We start from the raw sequence: 16,495 nt of genomic DNA on the forward strand, positions 1-16,495 counted from the left end.
TTCCTGTGCAGGAACAAAAAGCCATTTGCAAGCATTGCAGCGTTGTCACAATCCTATCCTATCACGTGACGGACTTCCTTCCCTCGATCAGGAGAACGTGCATGAAGATTGCGATTCTCGGTGGCGACGGTTTCGTCGGCTGGCCTACGGCTCTTCACCTGTCCGATACGGGCCACGACGTCCATATCCTCGACAATCTCTCCCGCCGCTGGATCGATACGGAACTCGGCGTGCAATCGCTGACGCCGATGGATTCGATCCAGGAACGCACCCGCATCTGGCATGCAGAAACCGGCCGGCGCATCCATTTCAATCTCATCGATCTTGCCCGCGATTACGAACTCCTCAAGAACTGGCTCGCCGAGCATCGCCCTGATGCGATCGTGCATTTCGCCGAGCAGCGTGCCGCGCCCTATTCGATGAAGAGCGACCGCCACAAGAACTACACGGTCAACAACAACGTCAACGCCACGCACAATCTCCTGAACGCGCTGGTCGAACTCGGGCTCGACGCCCATCTCGTGCATCTCGGCACCATGGGCGTCTATGGCTATTCGACCATTGGTGCTGCGATCCCCGAAGGCTATCTGCCTGTCGGTATCGAAACGATGGGCGGCGAGACCGTCAGCCAGGAAATTCTCTATCCGTCCAATCCCGGCTCGATCTACCACATGACCAAGTGCCTGGATCAGTTGCTCTTCCAGTTCTACGCCAAGAACGACGGCCTCAGGATTACCGACCTGCACCAGGGCATCGTCTGGGGCACCCATACCGAGCAGACGCGCCGCCACGCCCAGCTCATCAACCGCTTCGACTATGACGGCGACTATGGCACCGTCTTGAACCGTTTCCTCATTCAGGCGGCGATCGGATATCCGCTGACGGTACATGGCACCGGCGGCCAGACGCGCGCCTTCATCCACATCCAGGATTCTGTCCGCTGCATCGAGCTGGCGCTGAAGAACCCGCCCGCCCGCGGCAGCCGCGTCGAGATATTCAACCAGATGACCGAGACCCACCGGGTGCGCGACCTCGCCGAGATGATCGCAGCGATTTCAGGATCGCAAATCGCCTGGCTGCCGAACCCGCGCAAGGAAGCGGCCGAGAACGAACTCGTCGTGCACAATGAGAAGTTCTTAGGCCTCGGCCTCAACCCGACGCGGCTGCAGGACGGGCTGCTGTCGGAAATCGTCGATGTCGCGAAGAAATTCGCCTATCGTGTCGATAGAACGCGCGTGCCTGCCGTCTCCGCCTGGACCAAGGACATCGCGCCGCTGATCAACCACGACCCAGAGGGCAAGCGGCTGAAATCCGTTTCATGACATCAAACGACCCTTCGGAGGGGCTGCGCCCCTCCTCGCCACCCTTGGCCGATCATGCCTTCGTGACGCTCGTCACTAATGCCGACTATGCGCTCGGTGCCCGCGCGCTCGCACGCTCCATCCGGCTCACGAGCACCAAGGCGGACATCGTCGTGCTCCATACGGGCGGCGTAGCGCTCGAAGCACTGGCGCCGCTGGCCGAGTTCGGCTGTCGCCTGATCGAGACCGATCTCTTGCCGCTTTCCGATGCCTTCAACGAGCGTCATCAGCGCCGGAACGTGCATGAGAAGGCACCCTTCACCAAGGGCCGCAAACCGGCCTTCCACTCGCCGCTCGACAACTTCTGCAAGCTCAGGCTCTGGCAATTAACCGAATACTGCCGCTGCGTCTTCATTGATGCCGACGCGGTTGTGCTCCGCAACATCGACCGGCTGTTTGCCTATCCGGAATTCTCCGCGGCCCCGAATGTCTATGAAAGCCTCGCCGACTTTCACCGGCTGAACTCCGGCGTCTTCGTCGCCGAACCGTCGTTGGCGACATTCGACAGGATGCTCGACCGGCTCGACGCACCCGATGCCTTCTGGCCACGCACCGACCAGACCTTCCTACAAAGCTTCTTCCCGGATTGGCACGGCCTGCCGGTGACGATGAACATGCTGCAATATGTCTGGTTCAACATGCCCGCGCTCTGGGACTGGCGCTCGATCGGCGTGCTGCACTACCAGTATGAAAAGCCCTGGGAAAAAGACCATCCGCGTGCCGGGGCCCTGCGGCCACTGATCGACCTCTGGTTCGCCTACCTGACCGGGGACGACATTCCGGAGATCGCCTCCCTCCCCAATCCGGCGCACCGATGAGCAGGGTGCTGGTCTCCGGCGGCACCGGCTTCGTCGGCCGCTTCATCGTCGAGCATTTGATCGCCCATCGCTACGAGGTGATCGTTAGCGGCCGCCATCCCCCCGATAACAGCTTTTTCTCGCGCAACCTCCCCTTCGTTCCGCTCGTCCTCGATCTGGATCGCGATCAGTCCGCCGCGTTCGATGGCATTGACGGCTTTGTTCATGCCGCCTTCGACCATGTCGAGGGCAAATATCGCGGCGGTGAAGGCGATGATCCGGAGGGCTTTCGCCGTGCGAACATCGATGGCTCGATCCGCCTGTTCGAGACCGCTCGCGCTGCCGGCGTCAAACGCTGCGTCTTCCTGTCGAGCCGCGCCGTCTACGGCAGCAGGCGCCCAGGCCCCATCGACGAGACATTCGCACCCGATCCGGACACGCTCTATGGCGCGGTGAAGGTCGCCGTGGAAGATCACCTACGCCTGCTTGCGACCGAGGATTTCAGCGTGGCAAGCCTGCGCGTCACCGGCGTTTACGGCGCGGCCGCTCCTGGCAGGCAGCACAAATGGGCCGAGCTGTTTGCGAACTATCTTGATGGAAAACCGATCCAGCCTCGGATCGGCACCGAAGTTCACGGCGACGACGTCGGCGCCGCAGTACGGCTCATGCTGGAAGCGGATAGCGACACCGTGCGCGGTGAGGTCTTCAACGTTTCGGACCTGCTGCTCGATGTCAGGCAAATCCTGTCGGTGGTGCAGACGCTGACCGGGTCTCGGCACCCATTGCCGGAGGCCGCTTCAGCGGATGGCTATCTCGTCATGTCGACCGAAAAGTTGCGCCGGCTTGGCTGGCAACCCGGTGGATCCGAGCTGTTGGCGACGACGATCAGGGAGTTGGTCACAGACAGCAAGTCGGCGTAAAACCCCCGACGCCTGACCGGGCTAACCGAGGTCGATGACGACGATCTCCGGCGGCACGCCGAAACGGACCGGTGCAAGCGAGCAGCCGAGACCGCCGGAGACGATCAGGTTGCGGTCGTCCTCGACCATGTGCCCATAGGCATAGCGATCGCCGAAACGCGAAGGCACCACGGGCGCGAAGCCGAGAAGCCGCACCTGCCCGCCATGGGTATGACCCGACAGTGTCAATGCGACCCGTGGGGGAACGCTCGGGAAGATGTCCGGCTCATGTGCCAGCAGAACGACCGGATCACCGTCATTCACCTGTGCGAGCGTGCCGTCGAGATCGTCGAGACCCGCCATGCGCTGGCGCTGCCACTTCTTGCCCGGCACCAATGCAAGCTGGTCTTCGAGACCGGCGATCCAGAAGCCCTGCCCGTCCTTTTCCAGCCGGATTGCCCGGTTGCTGTAAACGTTGATGCCGACATCCTGCAGCGCCTTGTGCCCGAAGGTCGGACCGCCGCCATTTTTCTGCGCGGTCTTGTCCTCCCACCAGTCGTGATTGCCCATGACGGCATGCACGCCGAGCGGCGCCGAGAGGGTCGCAAGCGCCTTCGCCCATTCGCTGGAATGCACGTAGCGGGTCACGAAGTTCATGCCGGCCGCATAATCGCCGAGCAGCACCGTCACGTCGCCGCCCAGCGCGTTGGCCTGACGGCAGATCGAAGCGATGCGACCTGCCGGCATCCAGGGCTCGCAGGCATGGATATCGGCGAGCGCGACGACGCGCAGCTTCAACCCGGGCGTCCAGCCGGGCGGCGTCAGGGTGTAGCGGGTCACGTTCAGCCGGGCCAACGGCTCGACGGCGAAGGCGTAACCGCCGAGCGCCGCCATGCTGGCGATACCGCCGCCGATCACTTTCAATAATCCGCGGCGGGTAATCATCTATTCGTCCTCGAGTGTCAGCCGGAACTGCGTCGCCTCGACCTCTTTCGGCGGGTTGAGGCCGATATGTTTCCAGGCATTTGCGGTCAAGATACGACCGCGCGGCGTACGCTGTATGAAGCCCTGCTGGATCAGGTAGGGCTCGATGATGTCTTCGATCGCATCACGCGGTTCCGAGAGACCGGCGGCGATGGTTTCGATGCCGACAGGCCCGCCGGCGAAATTCTGTGCGATCATGAAGAGATAGCGGCGGTCGAGCTGGTCGAGCCCCATATTGTCGACCAGCAGCCGCGTCAGCGCCTCGTCGGCGATCTTCCTGGTCACGGCTTCGGCGCGCGCCACTTCGGCGAAATCGCGCACCCGCCGCAACAGCCGGCCGGCAATACGCGGCGTACCGCGGGCGCGGCGGGCGATCTCGCGCGCGCCATCGTCTGTCATGCCGAGGCCCATCAGCCGGGAACCTCGGCGCACGATCGATTCCAGTTCCTCGACCGTGTAGAAGTTGAGACGCACGGGAATGCCGAAACGGTCACGCAGCGGCGTGGTCAAGAGGCCGAGGCGGGTCGTCGCCGCGACCAGCGTGAACTTCGACAGATCGATCTTTACCGAACGCGCCGCCGGGCCTTCGCCGATGATCAGGTCGAGCTGGAAATCTTCCATCGCAGGATAAAGAATTTCCTCGACCGCCGGATTGAGCCGGTGGATCTCGTCGATGAAGAGCACGTCGCGTTCTTCGAGATTGGTAAGCAAAGCCGCAAGGTCGCCAGCCTTGGCGATAACCGGACCGGAGGTCGAGCGAAAGTTGACGCCGAGTTCCTTGGCCATGATCTGCGCAAGCGTCGTCTTGCCGAGGCCGGGCGGGCCAACGAAGAGCACATGGTCCAGCGCCTCGCCGCGGTTCTTGGCCGCTTCGATGAAAATCTTCAGGTTGGCGCGCGCTTCCGCCTGGCCGGTGAATTCGTCCAGCGACTGCGGGCGCATGGTCGCATCGAGATCTTCACCGCGCTTTTCCGGCGTTATCAGACGTGCCGCGTCAGTCATGCATTCGTTCCAATTGGTCAGTCGTCATGGCGCAGGTACTCACCTGCGTCCGGCCCTCTTCCGTTCTGCCTTGAGCGCCCCGCCAAGGCAAGCGATCATCGCGCCAGTTCCTTGAGGCCGAGGCGAATGAGCTTGGCACTGTCGCCCCCCTCACCGCCATTCTTCAACGCGGCGGCCACCGCATTGGCCGCCTGGTCGCGTGAATAGCCGAGATTGGTGAGCGCCGAAACCGCATCCGATACCGGCGCGGACGCGACCCCTTCGCCGAGTTCCTGCTTGAGGCCGATCGAGCCCGACATCTCGCCGGCAAAGGACGGTGCCTTGTTCTTGAGCTCGGTGACGATACGAACCGCCACCTTGGGCCCGACGCCCGGCGCACGCGAGACCGAGGTCTTGTCCTGCAACGCAATTGCATTTGCCAGTTCGCCCGGCGTCAAGGTCGAAAGTACCGCGAGTGCCACTTTCGAGCCGACGCCCTGCACGCTTTGCAGGAGGCGGAACCATTCCCGCTCCAGCGCAGTCAGAAAGCCGAAGAGCTTCAACTGGTCCTCGCGCACATAGGTCTCGATGAAGAGCATCGCCGCCTCGCCGGCCGATCCGAGCTTGGACAGCGTGCGCGCCGAACAAAAGGCGACATAGCCGACGCCATGCACATCGAGCACGACATGATCCTCGCCGATCTCGTCGATGGTACCCTTCAATTTGCCGATCATAAGGCGTCTCTCGCGGTGGGCTGGGATGGTCGCTCAGACCATCGGAAAATTTCTTGTCTACAGTGCCGCGCGTCTACAAGACTCGCTAAGGTCGCTTTAACACTTTAGATCTGCTGCAACTACGCCATCAATGCGGCGAGCCGGCTTGTCACCGATTGACGGTTGTGAGCATGACAAATGGCGATGGCCAATGCGTCCGCCGCATCGTTGCCCTTGAATTCGACCTTCGGCATCAGAACCTTGATCATCATGTGGATCTGCTGCTTCTCGCCGTGGCCGACGCCGATCACAGCCTTCTTGACCGCGTTCGGTGCATATTCGGCGACCCTGAGGCCCGCGCGCGCCGGCACAAGCATCGCAATGCCACGCGCCTGGCCGAGTTTCAGCGTCGCGGTTGCATCCTTGTTGACGAAGGTCTGTTCGACCGCCGCCTCGTGCGGCTGGTAGCTGTGCACCACCTCGGCAAGCCCGTCGTGCAGCTGGCAGAGTCGCGAGGCGAGATCCATCTCGCCATCGGAGGTCACCGTGCCGGAGGCCACGAAGCGCAGCGAGTTGCCGAGCGTCTCGATGATGCCCCAGCCGGTACGGCGGAGGCCCGGATCGATGCCGATGATGCGAATCGTGTTCTGCATGAAATTCACCCTATGATGCTCGCCCGGACGCTGCCAGCAAAAAGTGAACAAAACAAAAACATACGCACAGGTGAGACGGGCTTCAGGATTTCTTCGCCACTGCCCTTGGATTGAGGAAAATTGAGCTTACATAGCCTTTCATCAATTTCCCTCAATAAAGGGCTCCATGCCATGGCGACTTTCTCCGTCCTCGATCTTTCCCCGATCACGCAAGGAGGCAGCATCGCCCAATCACTCGAAAACTCGCGCCGTCTGGCCCAGGCTGCCGAGGAAAACGGCTACCAGCGCTTCTGGCTCGCTGAGCATCACGGCATGAAAGGCATTGCCAGTGCGGCGACCTCGCTGGTGATCTCGCATGTGGCCGCAGCCACGAAGACGATCCGCGTCGGCTCCGGCGGCATCATGCTGCCTAACCATTCGCCGCTGGTGATCGCAGAACAGTTCGGCACGCTGGCCGCACTCTATCCCGGCCGCATCGACCTCGGCCTCGGCCGCGCACCCGGCACCGACATGCGCACCGCCCAGGCGCTGCGGCGCAACATGGAAGCAAGCGGCAACAACTTCCCGAACGACGTCGTGGAACTGCAGGCCCTGCTCGGCCCTGTCGCAGAGGATCAGAAGATCATCGCCGTTCCGGGCGCCGATACCAACGTGCCGATCTGGCTGTTGGGCTCAAGCCATTTCAGCGCTCACCTCGCCGGCATGCTCGGCCTTCCCTTCGCCTTCGCATCGCATTTCGCGCCAGACATGCTGCTTTCGGCGCTGGAGATCTATCGCGAGCGCTTCACGCCGTCCGAGACGCTCGACAAGCCGCATGTCATGGTCGGTGTCATGGGCGTCGCCGCCGATACGGACGAAGAGGCCAACTATCTCTTCACCTCGATGCAGCAATCCTTCGTGGCGCTGCGGCGCAATGCGCGCGGACAGTTCCCGCCGCCGGTTCAATCGATGGATGGGCTCTGGAGCTATGACGAAAAGATCTTCGTCGACCATTCGATGATGTATGCCGTCGTCGGCGGGCCCGAGACGATCCGCCGGAAAATCGGAACCTTCCTCGATCAGACGAAGGCCGATGAACTGATCATTTCCATGCCGATCTTCGACATGGAGGCGCGCCTGCATTCGCTTCGCCTCTTCGCCGACGCGCAGAAGGAACTCGTCAAGGCCGCATGAAGCCGCAATCAGATCGCTCCGAAGGCCGGTGCGATTTCATCCATGCGTGAAAAGAACCGATCCGGTCCGAGCCCCTGCAGAAAGTTCGGATCGGCATAGCCCCAAGAAACGGCGCCAGCCGCCACGCCAACCTTGCGCGCAGCCTCGATGTCGCGCGCCTCGTCGCCGATCGCCAGCACGCGCGCCGGATCAAGACCGGAGTGACGGATCGCCCGCTTGAAGTGCTGCGCCTTGCCGAAAAGCGCCGCGCCACACTCATAGAGATCGACGGTCGCCGCCACGTCGCCGAGCGCGGCGCGAATGCCCTCCTCCGCGTTCGAACTGACAATCGCAATGCCGATGCCTGCCGCCTTCAATCGCAAAAGCAGATCGGCCGCACCTGGAAACAGCCGCACGGACGCGGCCTCGGACGCCATGGCCCGGCGCATGAAGCCGGCAATCTGCGGCAGCTTCCACATTGGCACGCCGAGATGCGCGATGATCTCGCGATTGCCCATCGTCCTCAGTGACTGGAATTCCTCGACGGAAAGCTCGCGGAAGCCGTAGCGCCGTGCAGCACTGTTGCACGCGGCCATGAAGCTCGCCGCCGTGTCGGCAAGCGTGCCATCGAAATCGAAGATCGCGAAGTCATAGGTCATCGGGCCATCCAAAGAAAAACCCGTGCCCTTTCGGACACGGGTGCATATTCCGGTAACGATAGGCCGTCCGATCAGGCCGACAGCTTCGCCAGGATCTCGTCCGACACTTCGAAGTTCGAATAGACGTTCTGGACGTCGTCGTCGTCTTCGAGCGTGTCGATGAGCTTCATCAGCGACTGCGCCTTTTCTTCATCGACCGGCACGGTGTTCTGCGCCTTCCAGATCGCATTGACAGTCTCGGCTTCGCCGAGCGTGTCTTCGAGCGCCTTGGAAACGTCGCCGATCGCTTCGAAACCGCAGATGATGGTGTGGCCGTCCTCGTCGGTGGTCACGTCGTCGGCACCGGCCTCGATCGCCGCTTCCATCACCTTGTCGGCGTCACCGGCGGAGAGCTTGTAGGTGATTTCGCCGACACGATCGAAGGAGAACGAAACCGAACCGGTTTCGCCAAGCGCGCCGCCGGCCTTGGTGAAGGTCGAGCGCACGTTGGAGGCGGTACGGTTGCGGTTGTCGGTCAGCGCCTCGACGATAACGGCAACGCCGCCCGGGCCGTAGCCCTCGTAGCGGACTTCTTCGTAGTTTTCCGCGTCGCCGCCGGAGGCCTTCTTGATCGCCCGTTCGATGTTGTCCTTCGGCATCGACTGTGCCTTGGCGTTCTGGATCGCCAGACGCAGACGCGCGTTCATGGCCGGATCGGCCATGCCGGACTTGGCGGCAACCGTGATTTCGCGCGCGAGCTTGGAAAACATTTTCGAGCGCACCGCATCCTGACGGCCCTTGCGGTGCATGATGTTCTTGAACTGTGAATGGCCAGCCATGGCACCCTCTGCATGCATGAATTTGAATGGAATGGGGCGCCTTATAGTTTTATTGCCGCTTTCCGTCCAGCCGGGGCGCGGCTTTTCAGTCGGCAGAGACCTGCACACGGCTGAGCAGAAAGCTGTGTCCGTCGTCGCGGCGACAGGAAAGGCCGGTGCGTTCGGAAGCACACGCGAACGGCCCCCGTGACCAGCTTTGCCCATAGTCGAGCACCTGAGCTGCCGAGCAGCAGCTCGGATCGCCAACGGCGTGATTGAGTGTGGCGGCCCCTGCACGGCCGAGCGTGGCGCGGACATAGCGCGGCGCGACGATATCGCAGGCAAGCTCAGGCCCACCGTCCTGAGGCTGGTACACCGCGGTGCCGCCGGCCGGCGTGTAGACACAGCCGATATTGCCCGACGGCATCATGAACATCTCCTGTTCGCCCACGGGCTGTGCTGCCGTCTCGGGTAGGCTTTGCTGCTGTTGTCCTTCGGGAGAGGGCATGCGCGGTGGCGGTGCGCCGCCCGCCGCGGCAAGGGTCGAAAGGGAGAGAAAAATCGAAACGCCGACCACAAGCAACTTCATTGGGCGATCCTGAGTGTTCAGACGCCCTTGAGAATATAAATCAATGGTTTGCTTGGCAAGGAACGCAACGATACTTTGATGCTGGCGCTGTCAGCGAAGCGTTTGTCGTAGTCGTCGCCGAACATGTCGAGGAAGGCGTCGATCGGCGGGCCGCGGCGGTGCATCGGCAGGATCAGCGAGGCGCGCAGCCGGCTGACGACGCGGCTCATGCTCTCCGCTCCCATGGTCAGGCCACCATCGACGGGTACCATGAGTACATCGAGCCGGCCGATCTGGCGGTAATGGCTGTCGTCGAGTTCGTGATGAAGGTGGCCGAGGTGACCAATGCAAAGATCCGCTACCTCGAAGATGAAGATCGAGTTGCCGTCGTGCTCCATCGCGCCACCCGCACGGATATCCGTCGTGACGTTGCGGATATAGGTGTCTCCGACCACGAGGTCATGCCGGGCGGGCATGCCGTTCTCTCCCCAGCCATGCAGGACATTCTTGATCGCCGGGTCGGGGGCCAGCGTGTAGTGGCTCGAATGCGCCTTGTTCATCGTTGCGACCGTCGGCGGGGTCGAGGGCGAGAACCAGCCATTGTAATCGGTCGCGATCGAAACGCCGCCGGGCGTCTCGATCCGAAAGGTGGAATGGCCGAGATAGGTGATCGTTACCTCACCGACCACGGCCTTTCCCTTGGTGGCAGCAACGGGCGTGAAGCTGGCGAAGGTCGCCTGCGGTATGGCCTCTGCAATCGCCTGGCACTGACTGACATGGCGGGGCGGTTGCTGCGCATGCGCGACCGACGGCCAGAACGCGTGAATGAGCCAGATGGCGGCGAACGTGTAGACAAGGTACCGGAGCATCAGCCTTCACCTCTCTCACTTGCTTTTCTGACCTCGGGCCCGAAGGGCACGTGGCAGATAGCCGTTGCACAGCGAATGGAAGCCTTTGCCTTCGCTCGGCCTGATGATGGCGTCACGGGCAGGGAGAGAATTGTTCAAGGGCCTGTCTGCGTCCAGTTACAAACGGCTGCCCGTGCTCACATTTGCGTCACCGCCCTCGGCAGGAACAAGGAAACCTGACTCGTCCAACGACAACGCCCCGGCATTGCTGCCGGGGCGTTGCAACCTTGCGATTGCGTCCCGCTACTCTGCGGGATGGGGCGCCGGTTCGGTCATCGTCGCCGGCTTGCGCCGCCGGAAGGACCTGAGCGCCACGTAAAAGACCGGCGTCAGGAACAGGCCGAGGAAGGTCACGCCGAGCATTCCCGAGAACACCGCGGTGCCGAGCGACTGGCGCATTTCCGCGCCTGGACCGGTGGCGATCATCAACGGCACCACGCCGAGGATGAAGGCGAAGGCGGTCATCAGGATGGGCCTGAGGCGGAGTTGGCTCGCCTCCACCGCCGCCTCGATCGGGGTCTTGCCCTCGTCCTCACCTTGGCGTGCGAACTCGACGATCAGGATCGCGTTCTTGGCCGCAAGGCCGATCAGAACGATCAACCCGATCTGCGTCAGCACGTTGTTGTCGAGACCGCGGATGGACACGCCGACCAGCGCCGAGAGCACGCCAAGCGGCACGATCAGGATAATCGCCAGCGGCAGCACCCAGCTTTCGTACTGGGCCGCCAGCGCCAGGAACACGAAGACCACCGACAGTGCGAAGATGAACACCGCGGTGTTGCCCGTCTGGCGTTCCTGGAAAGCGAGTTCCGTCCACTCAAAGGTCGTGCCCTGCGGCAGAAGCTGGGCGGCGAGCGCCTCCATCTTGTCGAGGGCTGTGCCGGTCGAGACGCCCGGCGCAGGGTTGCCCTGCACCGGAACCGATACGTACATGTTGTAACGCTGCACGAGCGTCGGACCGGCGGTGTCGCGGATCTCCACAAGCGTGCCCATCGGCACCAGCGCACCGGTCGCGGAGCGAACCTTCAGCGCCAGAATATCGTCGCGCTCGATACGGTACTGCTGATCGGCCTGCGCCCGCACCTGGTAGACACGGCCGAAGGCGTTGAAGTCGTTGACGTAGGAGGTGCCGAGGTTGATCGACAGCGCCTCGAAGATGTTGGGGATCGGCACGTTGAGCGTGCGCGCCTTGTCGCGGTCGATCGCCAGGAAGTATTGCGGGCTGGAGGCTGAGAAGGTGGTGAAGACCCCGGTCAGCCCTTCCGTCTGGTTGGCGGTACCCATCATCTGATAGGCAAGCCCCAGCGCGCGCCGCATGTCGGCGCCCTGCCGGTCCATGATCTGCATCTTGAAGCCGCCGGAGTTGCCGATGCCGCGCACCGACGGTGGCGGTACGGCAATGATGAAGGCCTCCTGGATGCTCTGCAGGCTGCCATAGAGCTGTCCGATGATCTGGTTGGCACTCTGGCCGTGCTTCAACCGCTCTTCGAAACTCTCGAAGGGGGCGAAGACCACGCCCGAATTGGACGCGTTGGTGAACGTCGCACCGTTGAAGCCGGCAAAGGCGACGGCGCTCTTCACTCCAGGGACGTCCTGGATGATCTTCGACGCCCGCTTGACCACCGCGTCGGTGCGGTCGAGCGAGGCACCGTCTGGAAGCTGGATGACGACGATTGCGTAACCCTGGTCCATGGTCGGCACGAAGCCGCTCGGCACGATCTGCGCCATGTACCATGTGGCCCCGAGCAGGCCCACAAAGACGAGGAGCGCCGCGGCCACTGCCGTCTTCGTCGACACCAGCTTGCGCACGATCCAGGCATAGCCTTCGGCCATGCGGTCGAAACCGTTGTTGAAGCCGTTGGCCAGTGCCCGGCCGAAGCGCGTCAGCGGGTTGCGGCTCTCGTGATGGCCGTTTTCGTGCGGCTTCAAGAGGATCGCCGCCAGTGCCGGCGACAGCGTCAGCGAATTGAAGGCAGAGATCACTGTCGCCACCGAGATCGTCACGGCGAACTGCAGATAGAACTGGCCGGCGATGCCGGGGATGAAGGCCGTGGGCACGAAGACGGCGGTCAACACCAGCGAGATCGCGATAACAGCGGCACCCACTTCGTCCATGGTCACATGCGAGGCTTCGCGCGGGGTCATGCCGCGCGCGAGGTTACGCTCGACGTTCTCCACCACCACGATCGCATCGTCGACGACGATACCGATCGCCAGCACCAGGCCGAACAGCGTCAGCATGTTCAGCGAGAAGCCGAAGGCGTAGAGGAAGGCGAAGGTGCCGACCAGCGACACGGGGATCGCGACGATCGGGATGATCGCCGTGCGCCAGGACTGCAGGAAGACGAGAACGACGATGGCAACGAGCAACGCCGCTTCGCCGATCGTCTTGTAGACTTCGTTGATCGATTCCGAAATGAACTCGGTCGGATTGTAGACGATCCGGTATTCGAGCCCTTCCGGGAAATCACGCGCGACGTCGGTCATCACCTTCTGGATCTGCTCGGCAGCGTCGAGCGCATTGGTGCCCGGCCGCGAGAAGATACCGAGCGCCACCGCCGGGCTGCCGTCGAGATAGCTGTTGTTGACGTATTCGCGGGCACCGAGCTCGACGCGGGCGACATCCTGCAACTGCACGAGGCGACCGGTTTCCGTCGCCTTGACGATGACGTAGCGAAACTGCCGCGCATCGCTGAAGCGGCCGTCGGTGGTGACGGTATACTGGAAGGCGCTGTCGCCCGGCGCCGGCGGACCGCCGATCGAACCGCCGGAGACCTGCACGTTCTGCTCGCGCAACGCCTGCACCACGTCGCCCGCCGTCATGCCGTAGGCCGAGAGCTTCTCGGGATCGAGCCAGACGCGCAGCGCATATTCGCGCTCGCCGAACAGGATGACGTCGCCGACGCCGTCGAGCCGCACCAACAGATCGCGGATGCGCGTGCGGGCATAGTTCGAGACGTAGAGCTGGTCATAACGTTCGGTCGGCGAGAGCAGATGCACGACCATCATCAGGTCGGGCGAGCTCTTGGCCGTGGTGATGCCGATGCGTCGGACCTCTTCCGGCAGGCGCGGTTCGGCGATCGACACGCGGTTCTGCACCAGCACCTGTGCCTGGTCGAGATCGGTGCCGAGCTTGAAGGTAATCGTCAGCGCCATCGAGCCGTCAGCGGTCGAATAGGAGGACATGTAGAGCATGTTCTCGACGCCGTTGATTTCCTGTTCGAGCGGCGTCGCCACGGTGTTGGCGACCGTATTGGCGTCGGCGCCGGGATAGGCCGCCCGCACGACAATGGTCGGCGGCGCGATTTCCGGGTACTGCGCCACCGGAAGCTGGAAATAGGCAATGCTGCCGACGATCAAAAGGACGATCGAAAGCACCGAAGCGAAGATCGGTCGATCGACGAAGAAGTGAGCGAACCTCATTGCGTCGTCCCCGCCGCTTGCGCCTCAGGGGGAAGCTGAATCATCTCGGGCTTTACCTTGGTGCCGGGGCGCGCCCGCATCAGGCCGTTGACGACAATGGTCTCGTCGCCCGTCATGCCGCTGCGGATGACCCGATAGCCATGCAGTTTCGGTCCGAGCCGCACGGGCTTGGTCACCACCGATCCATCGGCTGTCACCTCATAGACGATCCGCTCGTTCTGGTCGGCGCCGATCGCCTCATCCGGAATGAGCACGGCCTTGTAGGTGTTCGAGCCTTCGATCTGCACACGGCCGAAGAGACCAGGCTGCAGCACCAGCTTCGGGTTGTCGAGACGGGCGCGCACGCGCATGGTGCCGCTCTGCGGGTCCACACGGTTTTCGGCGAAGTCGAGCTTGCCCTTGAACGGTTCCTCCTGCGAGTCGGCGATTGTGACGAGTACCTCGAGCGCACCGCCGCCTTCCTGCAACGCACTGCCGCGTTCGCGCGCGACCCGCGCATAGGACAAGAGCCGCCGTTCGTCGACGTCGAAGTAGAAGTCGATCGGATCGAGCGAGACGATCGTCGTCAGGACGGTCTGGTCCGCCTGCACCAGGTTGCCCGTCGACAGCAAGCGCCGGTCGACGCGGCCGCTGAGCGGCGCGGTTATGGTCGTGTAGTCGAGGTCGAGCTTGGCGCGCTCGACCGCCGCTTCCGAACCGCGCACCAGCGCCTGCGCCGAAAGCAGCGCACGACGATGATCGTCAAGCGTCGAAACCGACAGCGTGCCGGTGCCCGTCAGCGATTGCGTGCGCTTGAACTGGGACTCGGCGAATTCCAGCGTTGAGCGCGCCGATTCCAGGGTCGACTCGGCCTGGGAGAGGGCCGTGCGGTAGGGACGCTGGTCGATGACGAAAAGCTTGTCGCCCTTCTTCACCAGCGCGCCATCCGTGAAATTGACCTCGTCGAGATAGCCGCCGATGCGGGCGCGAACCTGCACCTCGTCGACCGGCTCGAAGCGGCCGATGAACTCGTCGCTGTCGATCACGTCACGCACGACCGGCTTGGCGACGGTCACGACAGGCAATTGCGCGTCCTGTGCTTGGGCACCAACAGCGGAAAGAAGGGAAAGAGAAGCGCCGACGATCATCGGCAAATGCCATTTAGACAACATGCATGCCCTCCGAATGCACTTTGGATGACGATGAGCAGCCCGACCGACCAACCACCGCAATCGCTTTGAATACTTCAGAACAGGACATGAGCGGAAAATCGCCGCATCACTCTCCCGCTCCGCACAAATACTCGGATCGGCAGCGACCCAAGAGGCAAAGTCACACAAGCAATTAAATGATACAGCGGTCCCCGCTCTGGGCCGGCGAACGCTGTTGGATCGAGATCGCCGGGCAGAGAGCGCCTACTCCCGATTGTCCGGTGACGGCAGCACAAGCCCGCAATTCAGGACTGCGGACGGTATTCATTACTGGAAAACACTCGAATACATCACGCCCCGGCCCGGCGTGATTTCGCGATAACCTGCCATCATTTGATGGGGTTGTCACCTTGAAAAAAATCAATTCCCGGAAGGCGATAACTGGCGGCGCGCGCCTCAACCAGAAGCGCGTTCGACAAGCCGGATGTGCTGCTGGCTTGGCTTTAGGACCAGAAATCCGGGATCGTCTCGGCCAGCCTTGGGCCGAGACGCAGCGGTGCGATCTTTTCGGCAAGCCCGGTGCGGTCGGAGATCTCGACGCCAAGCCCGCAGATGGTCGCGGGGCCGGAGGCCGCCTCGAAACGTCCCTTCGGCATCTTCGAAATGAACCGGTTGAGCGGCTCTTCCTTGTCCATGCCGAGCGAGGAATCATAGTCGCCGCACATGCCGGCGTCGCTCATATAGGCCGTGCCGCCATTGAGGATCTGGTGGTCGGCGGTCGGCACGTGCGTATGGGTGCCGACGACGAGGCTGGCGCGGCCATCGACGAAATGGCCGAAGCACTGCTTCTCGCTGGTGGCTTCCGCATGGAAATCGAAGACGATTGCATCCGCCTGCTCGCCGAGCGGGCAGGCGTCGAGAATGGCTTCCGCCGTCTTGAAGGGATCGTCGAGCTCCGGGTGCATGAAGACGCGGCCCATGACGTTGGCGACCAGCACACGGGCGCCGTTGCGGGCGAAAAACAGGTTGGAGCCGCGGCCAGGTGTGCCGGCCGGATAGTTGGCGGGGCGCAGGAACTGGTCGTGCCGCTCGCAAAAGACGACCGCTTCCTTCTGGTCCCAGACGTGATTGCCGGTCGTCACCACATCGGCGCCGGCATTGATCGTCTCGAGAAAGATGTCTTCGGTGATGCCGAAACCGCCGGCGGCATTCTCGCCGTTGACGATGACGAAATCGAGCTTGAGATCACCAACCAGTCCTGGAAGCCGCTCCCAGACCGCCGTACGGCCCGTCTTGCCCACCATATCTCCCAGAAACAGAAGCCTCATGCTCGCTCAAATCCCACCAGGGCAGCCCGGCGGAAGCGCGTCAGCGGTTGTTGCGTCCGGAACTGCGTAAAACAAAGAGATAGAGCGTCTACACGATCCCGACCGCGCAGGAAACGCCTTAGATGAAATCAGCGAAAACCGT

Annotated in this window: 15 protein-coding genes; 4 read left to right on the forward strand and 11 right to left on the reverse strand. The window is 62.6% G+C overall.

From position 1 onward, the window contains the following. Positions 1-101: 101 nt before the first annotated feature. The 3 genes from AC070A_RS17085 to AC070A_RS17095 are packed head-to-tail and all read left to right on the forward strand — an operon-like array spanning position 102 to position 3,078. Positions 102-1,322, forward strand: a complete 1,221-nt coding sequence (locus AC070A_RS17085; RefSeq protein WP_058321039.1) for an NAD-dependent epimerase/dehydratase family protein — start codon at positions 102-104, stop codon at positions 1,320-1,322. After that, positions 1,319-2,179, forward strand: a complete 861-nt coding sequence (locus tag AC070A_RS17090; RefSeq protein ID WP_057254689.1) for a glycosyltransferase — start codon at positions 1,319-1,321, stop codon at positions 2,177-2,179. The genes AC070A_RS17085 and AC070A_RS17090 overlap by 4 nt, the downstream gene beginning before the upstream one ends. Next, positions 2,176-3,078 carry an NAD-dependent epimerase/dehydratase family protein gene (locus AC070A_RS17095; protein WP_057254688.1) on the forward strand — a complete coding sequence of 301 codons (903 nt, stop codon included), beginning with the start codon at positions 2,176-2,178 and terminating at the stop codon, positions 3,076-3,078. Before AC070A_RS17090 ends, AC070A_RS17095 begins: the two co-directional genes overlap by 4 nt. Positions 3,079-3,099: 21 nt before the next feature. Here AC070A_RS17095 and AC070A_RS17100 read toward each other — a convergent pair whose 3' ends face one another. The 4 genes from AC070A_RS17100 to ruvC form a co-directional block, all read right to left on the reverse strand. Beyond that, the gene (locus tag AC070A_RS17100) at positions 3,100-4,002 is read right to left on the reverse strand and encodes a metallophosphoesterase (protein WP_057254687.1); all 903 of its coding nucleotides are present in this window, start codon (positions 4,000-4,002) and stop codon (positions 3,100-3,102) included. Then, a complete protein-coding gene (gene ruvB, locus AC070A_RS17105) occupies positions 4,003-5,043 on the reverse strand; it encodes a Holliday junction branch migration DNA helicase RuvB (RefSeq protein WP_057254686.1) in 1,041 nt (346 codons plus the stop codon). It abuts the gene before it with no gap. 95 nt (positions 5,044-5,138) lie between these two features. Next, positions 5,139-5,756, reverse strand: coding sequence for a Holliday junction branch migration protein RuvA (ruvA, locus tag AC070A_RS17110; protein ID WP_057254685.1), 618 nt, complete (start codon positions 5,754-5,756; stop codon positions 5,139-5,141). Between the two features lie 119 nt (positions 5,757-5,875). Further along, positions 5,876-6,388, reverse strand: coding sequence for a crossover junction endodeoxyribonuclease RuvC (ruvC, locus tag AC070A_RS17115; RefSeq protein WP_057254837.1), 513 nt, complete (start codon positions 6,386-6,388; stop codon positions 5,876-5,878). A 171-nt stretch (positions 6,389-6,559) separates the two neighbouring features. Between ruvC and AC070A_RS17120 the strand changes: the two genes are divergently transcribed. Further along, positions 6,560-7,561 (forward strand): LLM class flavin-dependent oxidoreductase, encoded by a 1,002-nt coding sequence (locus tag AC070A_RS17120; protein WP_057254684.1) that lies wholly within the window; start codon positions 6,560-6,562, stop codon positions 7,559-7,561. Positions 7,562-7,569: 8 nt separating this feature from the next. Here AC070A_RS17120 and AC070A_RS17125 read toward each other — a convergent pair whose 3' ends face one another. From AC070A_RS17125 to AC070A_RS17155, 7 genes are all read right to left on the reverse strand, one after another. After that, positions 7,570-8,199 (reverse strand): HAD hydrolase-like protein, encoded by a 630-nt coding sequence (locus AC070A_RS17125; protein ID WP_057254683.1) that lies wholly within the window; start codon positions 8,197-8,199, stop codon positions 7,570-7,572. Between the two features lie 71 nt (positions 8,200-8,270). After that, entirely contained in the window at positions 8,271-9,017 is a 747-nt protein-coding gene (locus AC070A_RS17130) for a YebC/PmpR family DNA-binding transcriptional regulator (protein WP_057254682.1), read from the reverse strand. A gap of 85 nt (positions 9,018-9,102) precedes the next feature. Continuing rightward, a complete protein-coding gene (locus AC070A_RS17135) occupies positions 9,103-9,585 on the reverse strand; it encodes a hypothetical protein (protein WP_255571290.1) in 483 nt (160 codons plus the stop codon). Between the two features lie 17 nt (positions 9,586-9,602). Continuing rightward, on the reverse strand, positions 9,603-10,436 hold the full coding sequence (locus AC070A_RS17140; RefSeq protein WP_113479395.1) for an MBL fold metallo-hydrolase: 834 nt from the start codon (positions 10,434-10,436) through the stop codon (positions 9,603-9,605). A gap of 279 nt (positions 10,437-10,715) precedes the next feature. Beyond that, positions 10,716-13,895, reverse strand: a complete 3,180-nt coding sequence (locus tag AC070A_RS17145; protein WP_113479396.1) for an efflux RND transporter permease subunit — start codon at positions 13,893-13,895, stop codon at positions 10,716-10,718. Further along, entirely contained in the window at positions 13,892-15,046 is a 1,155-nt protein-coding gene (locus AC070A_RS17150) for an efflux RND transporter periplasmic adaptor subunit (RefSeq protein WP_058321033.1), read from the reverse strand. Before AC070A_RS17150 ends, AC070A_RS17145 begins: the two co-directional genes overlap by 4 nt. Positions 15,047-15,528: 482 nt before the next feature. Next, entirely contained in the window at positions 15,529-16,353 is an 825-nt protein-coding gene (locus AC070A_RS17155; RefSeq protein WP_065375266.1) for a TIGR00282 family metallophosphoesterase, read from the reverse strand. Positions 16,354-16,495 lie beyond the last annotated feature (142 nt).

This window comes from Ensifer sp. GW101-20A05 (assembly GCF_059424735.1).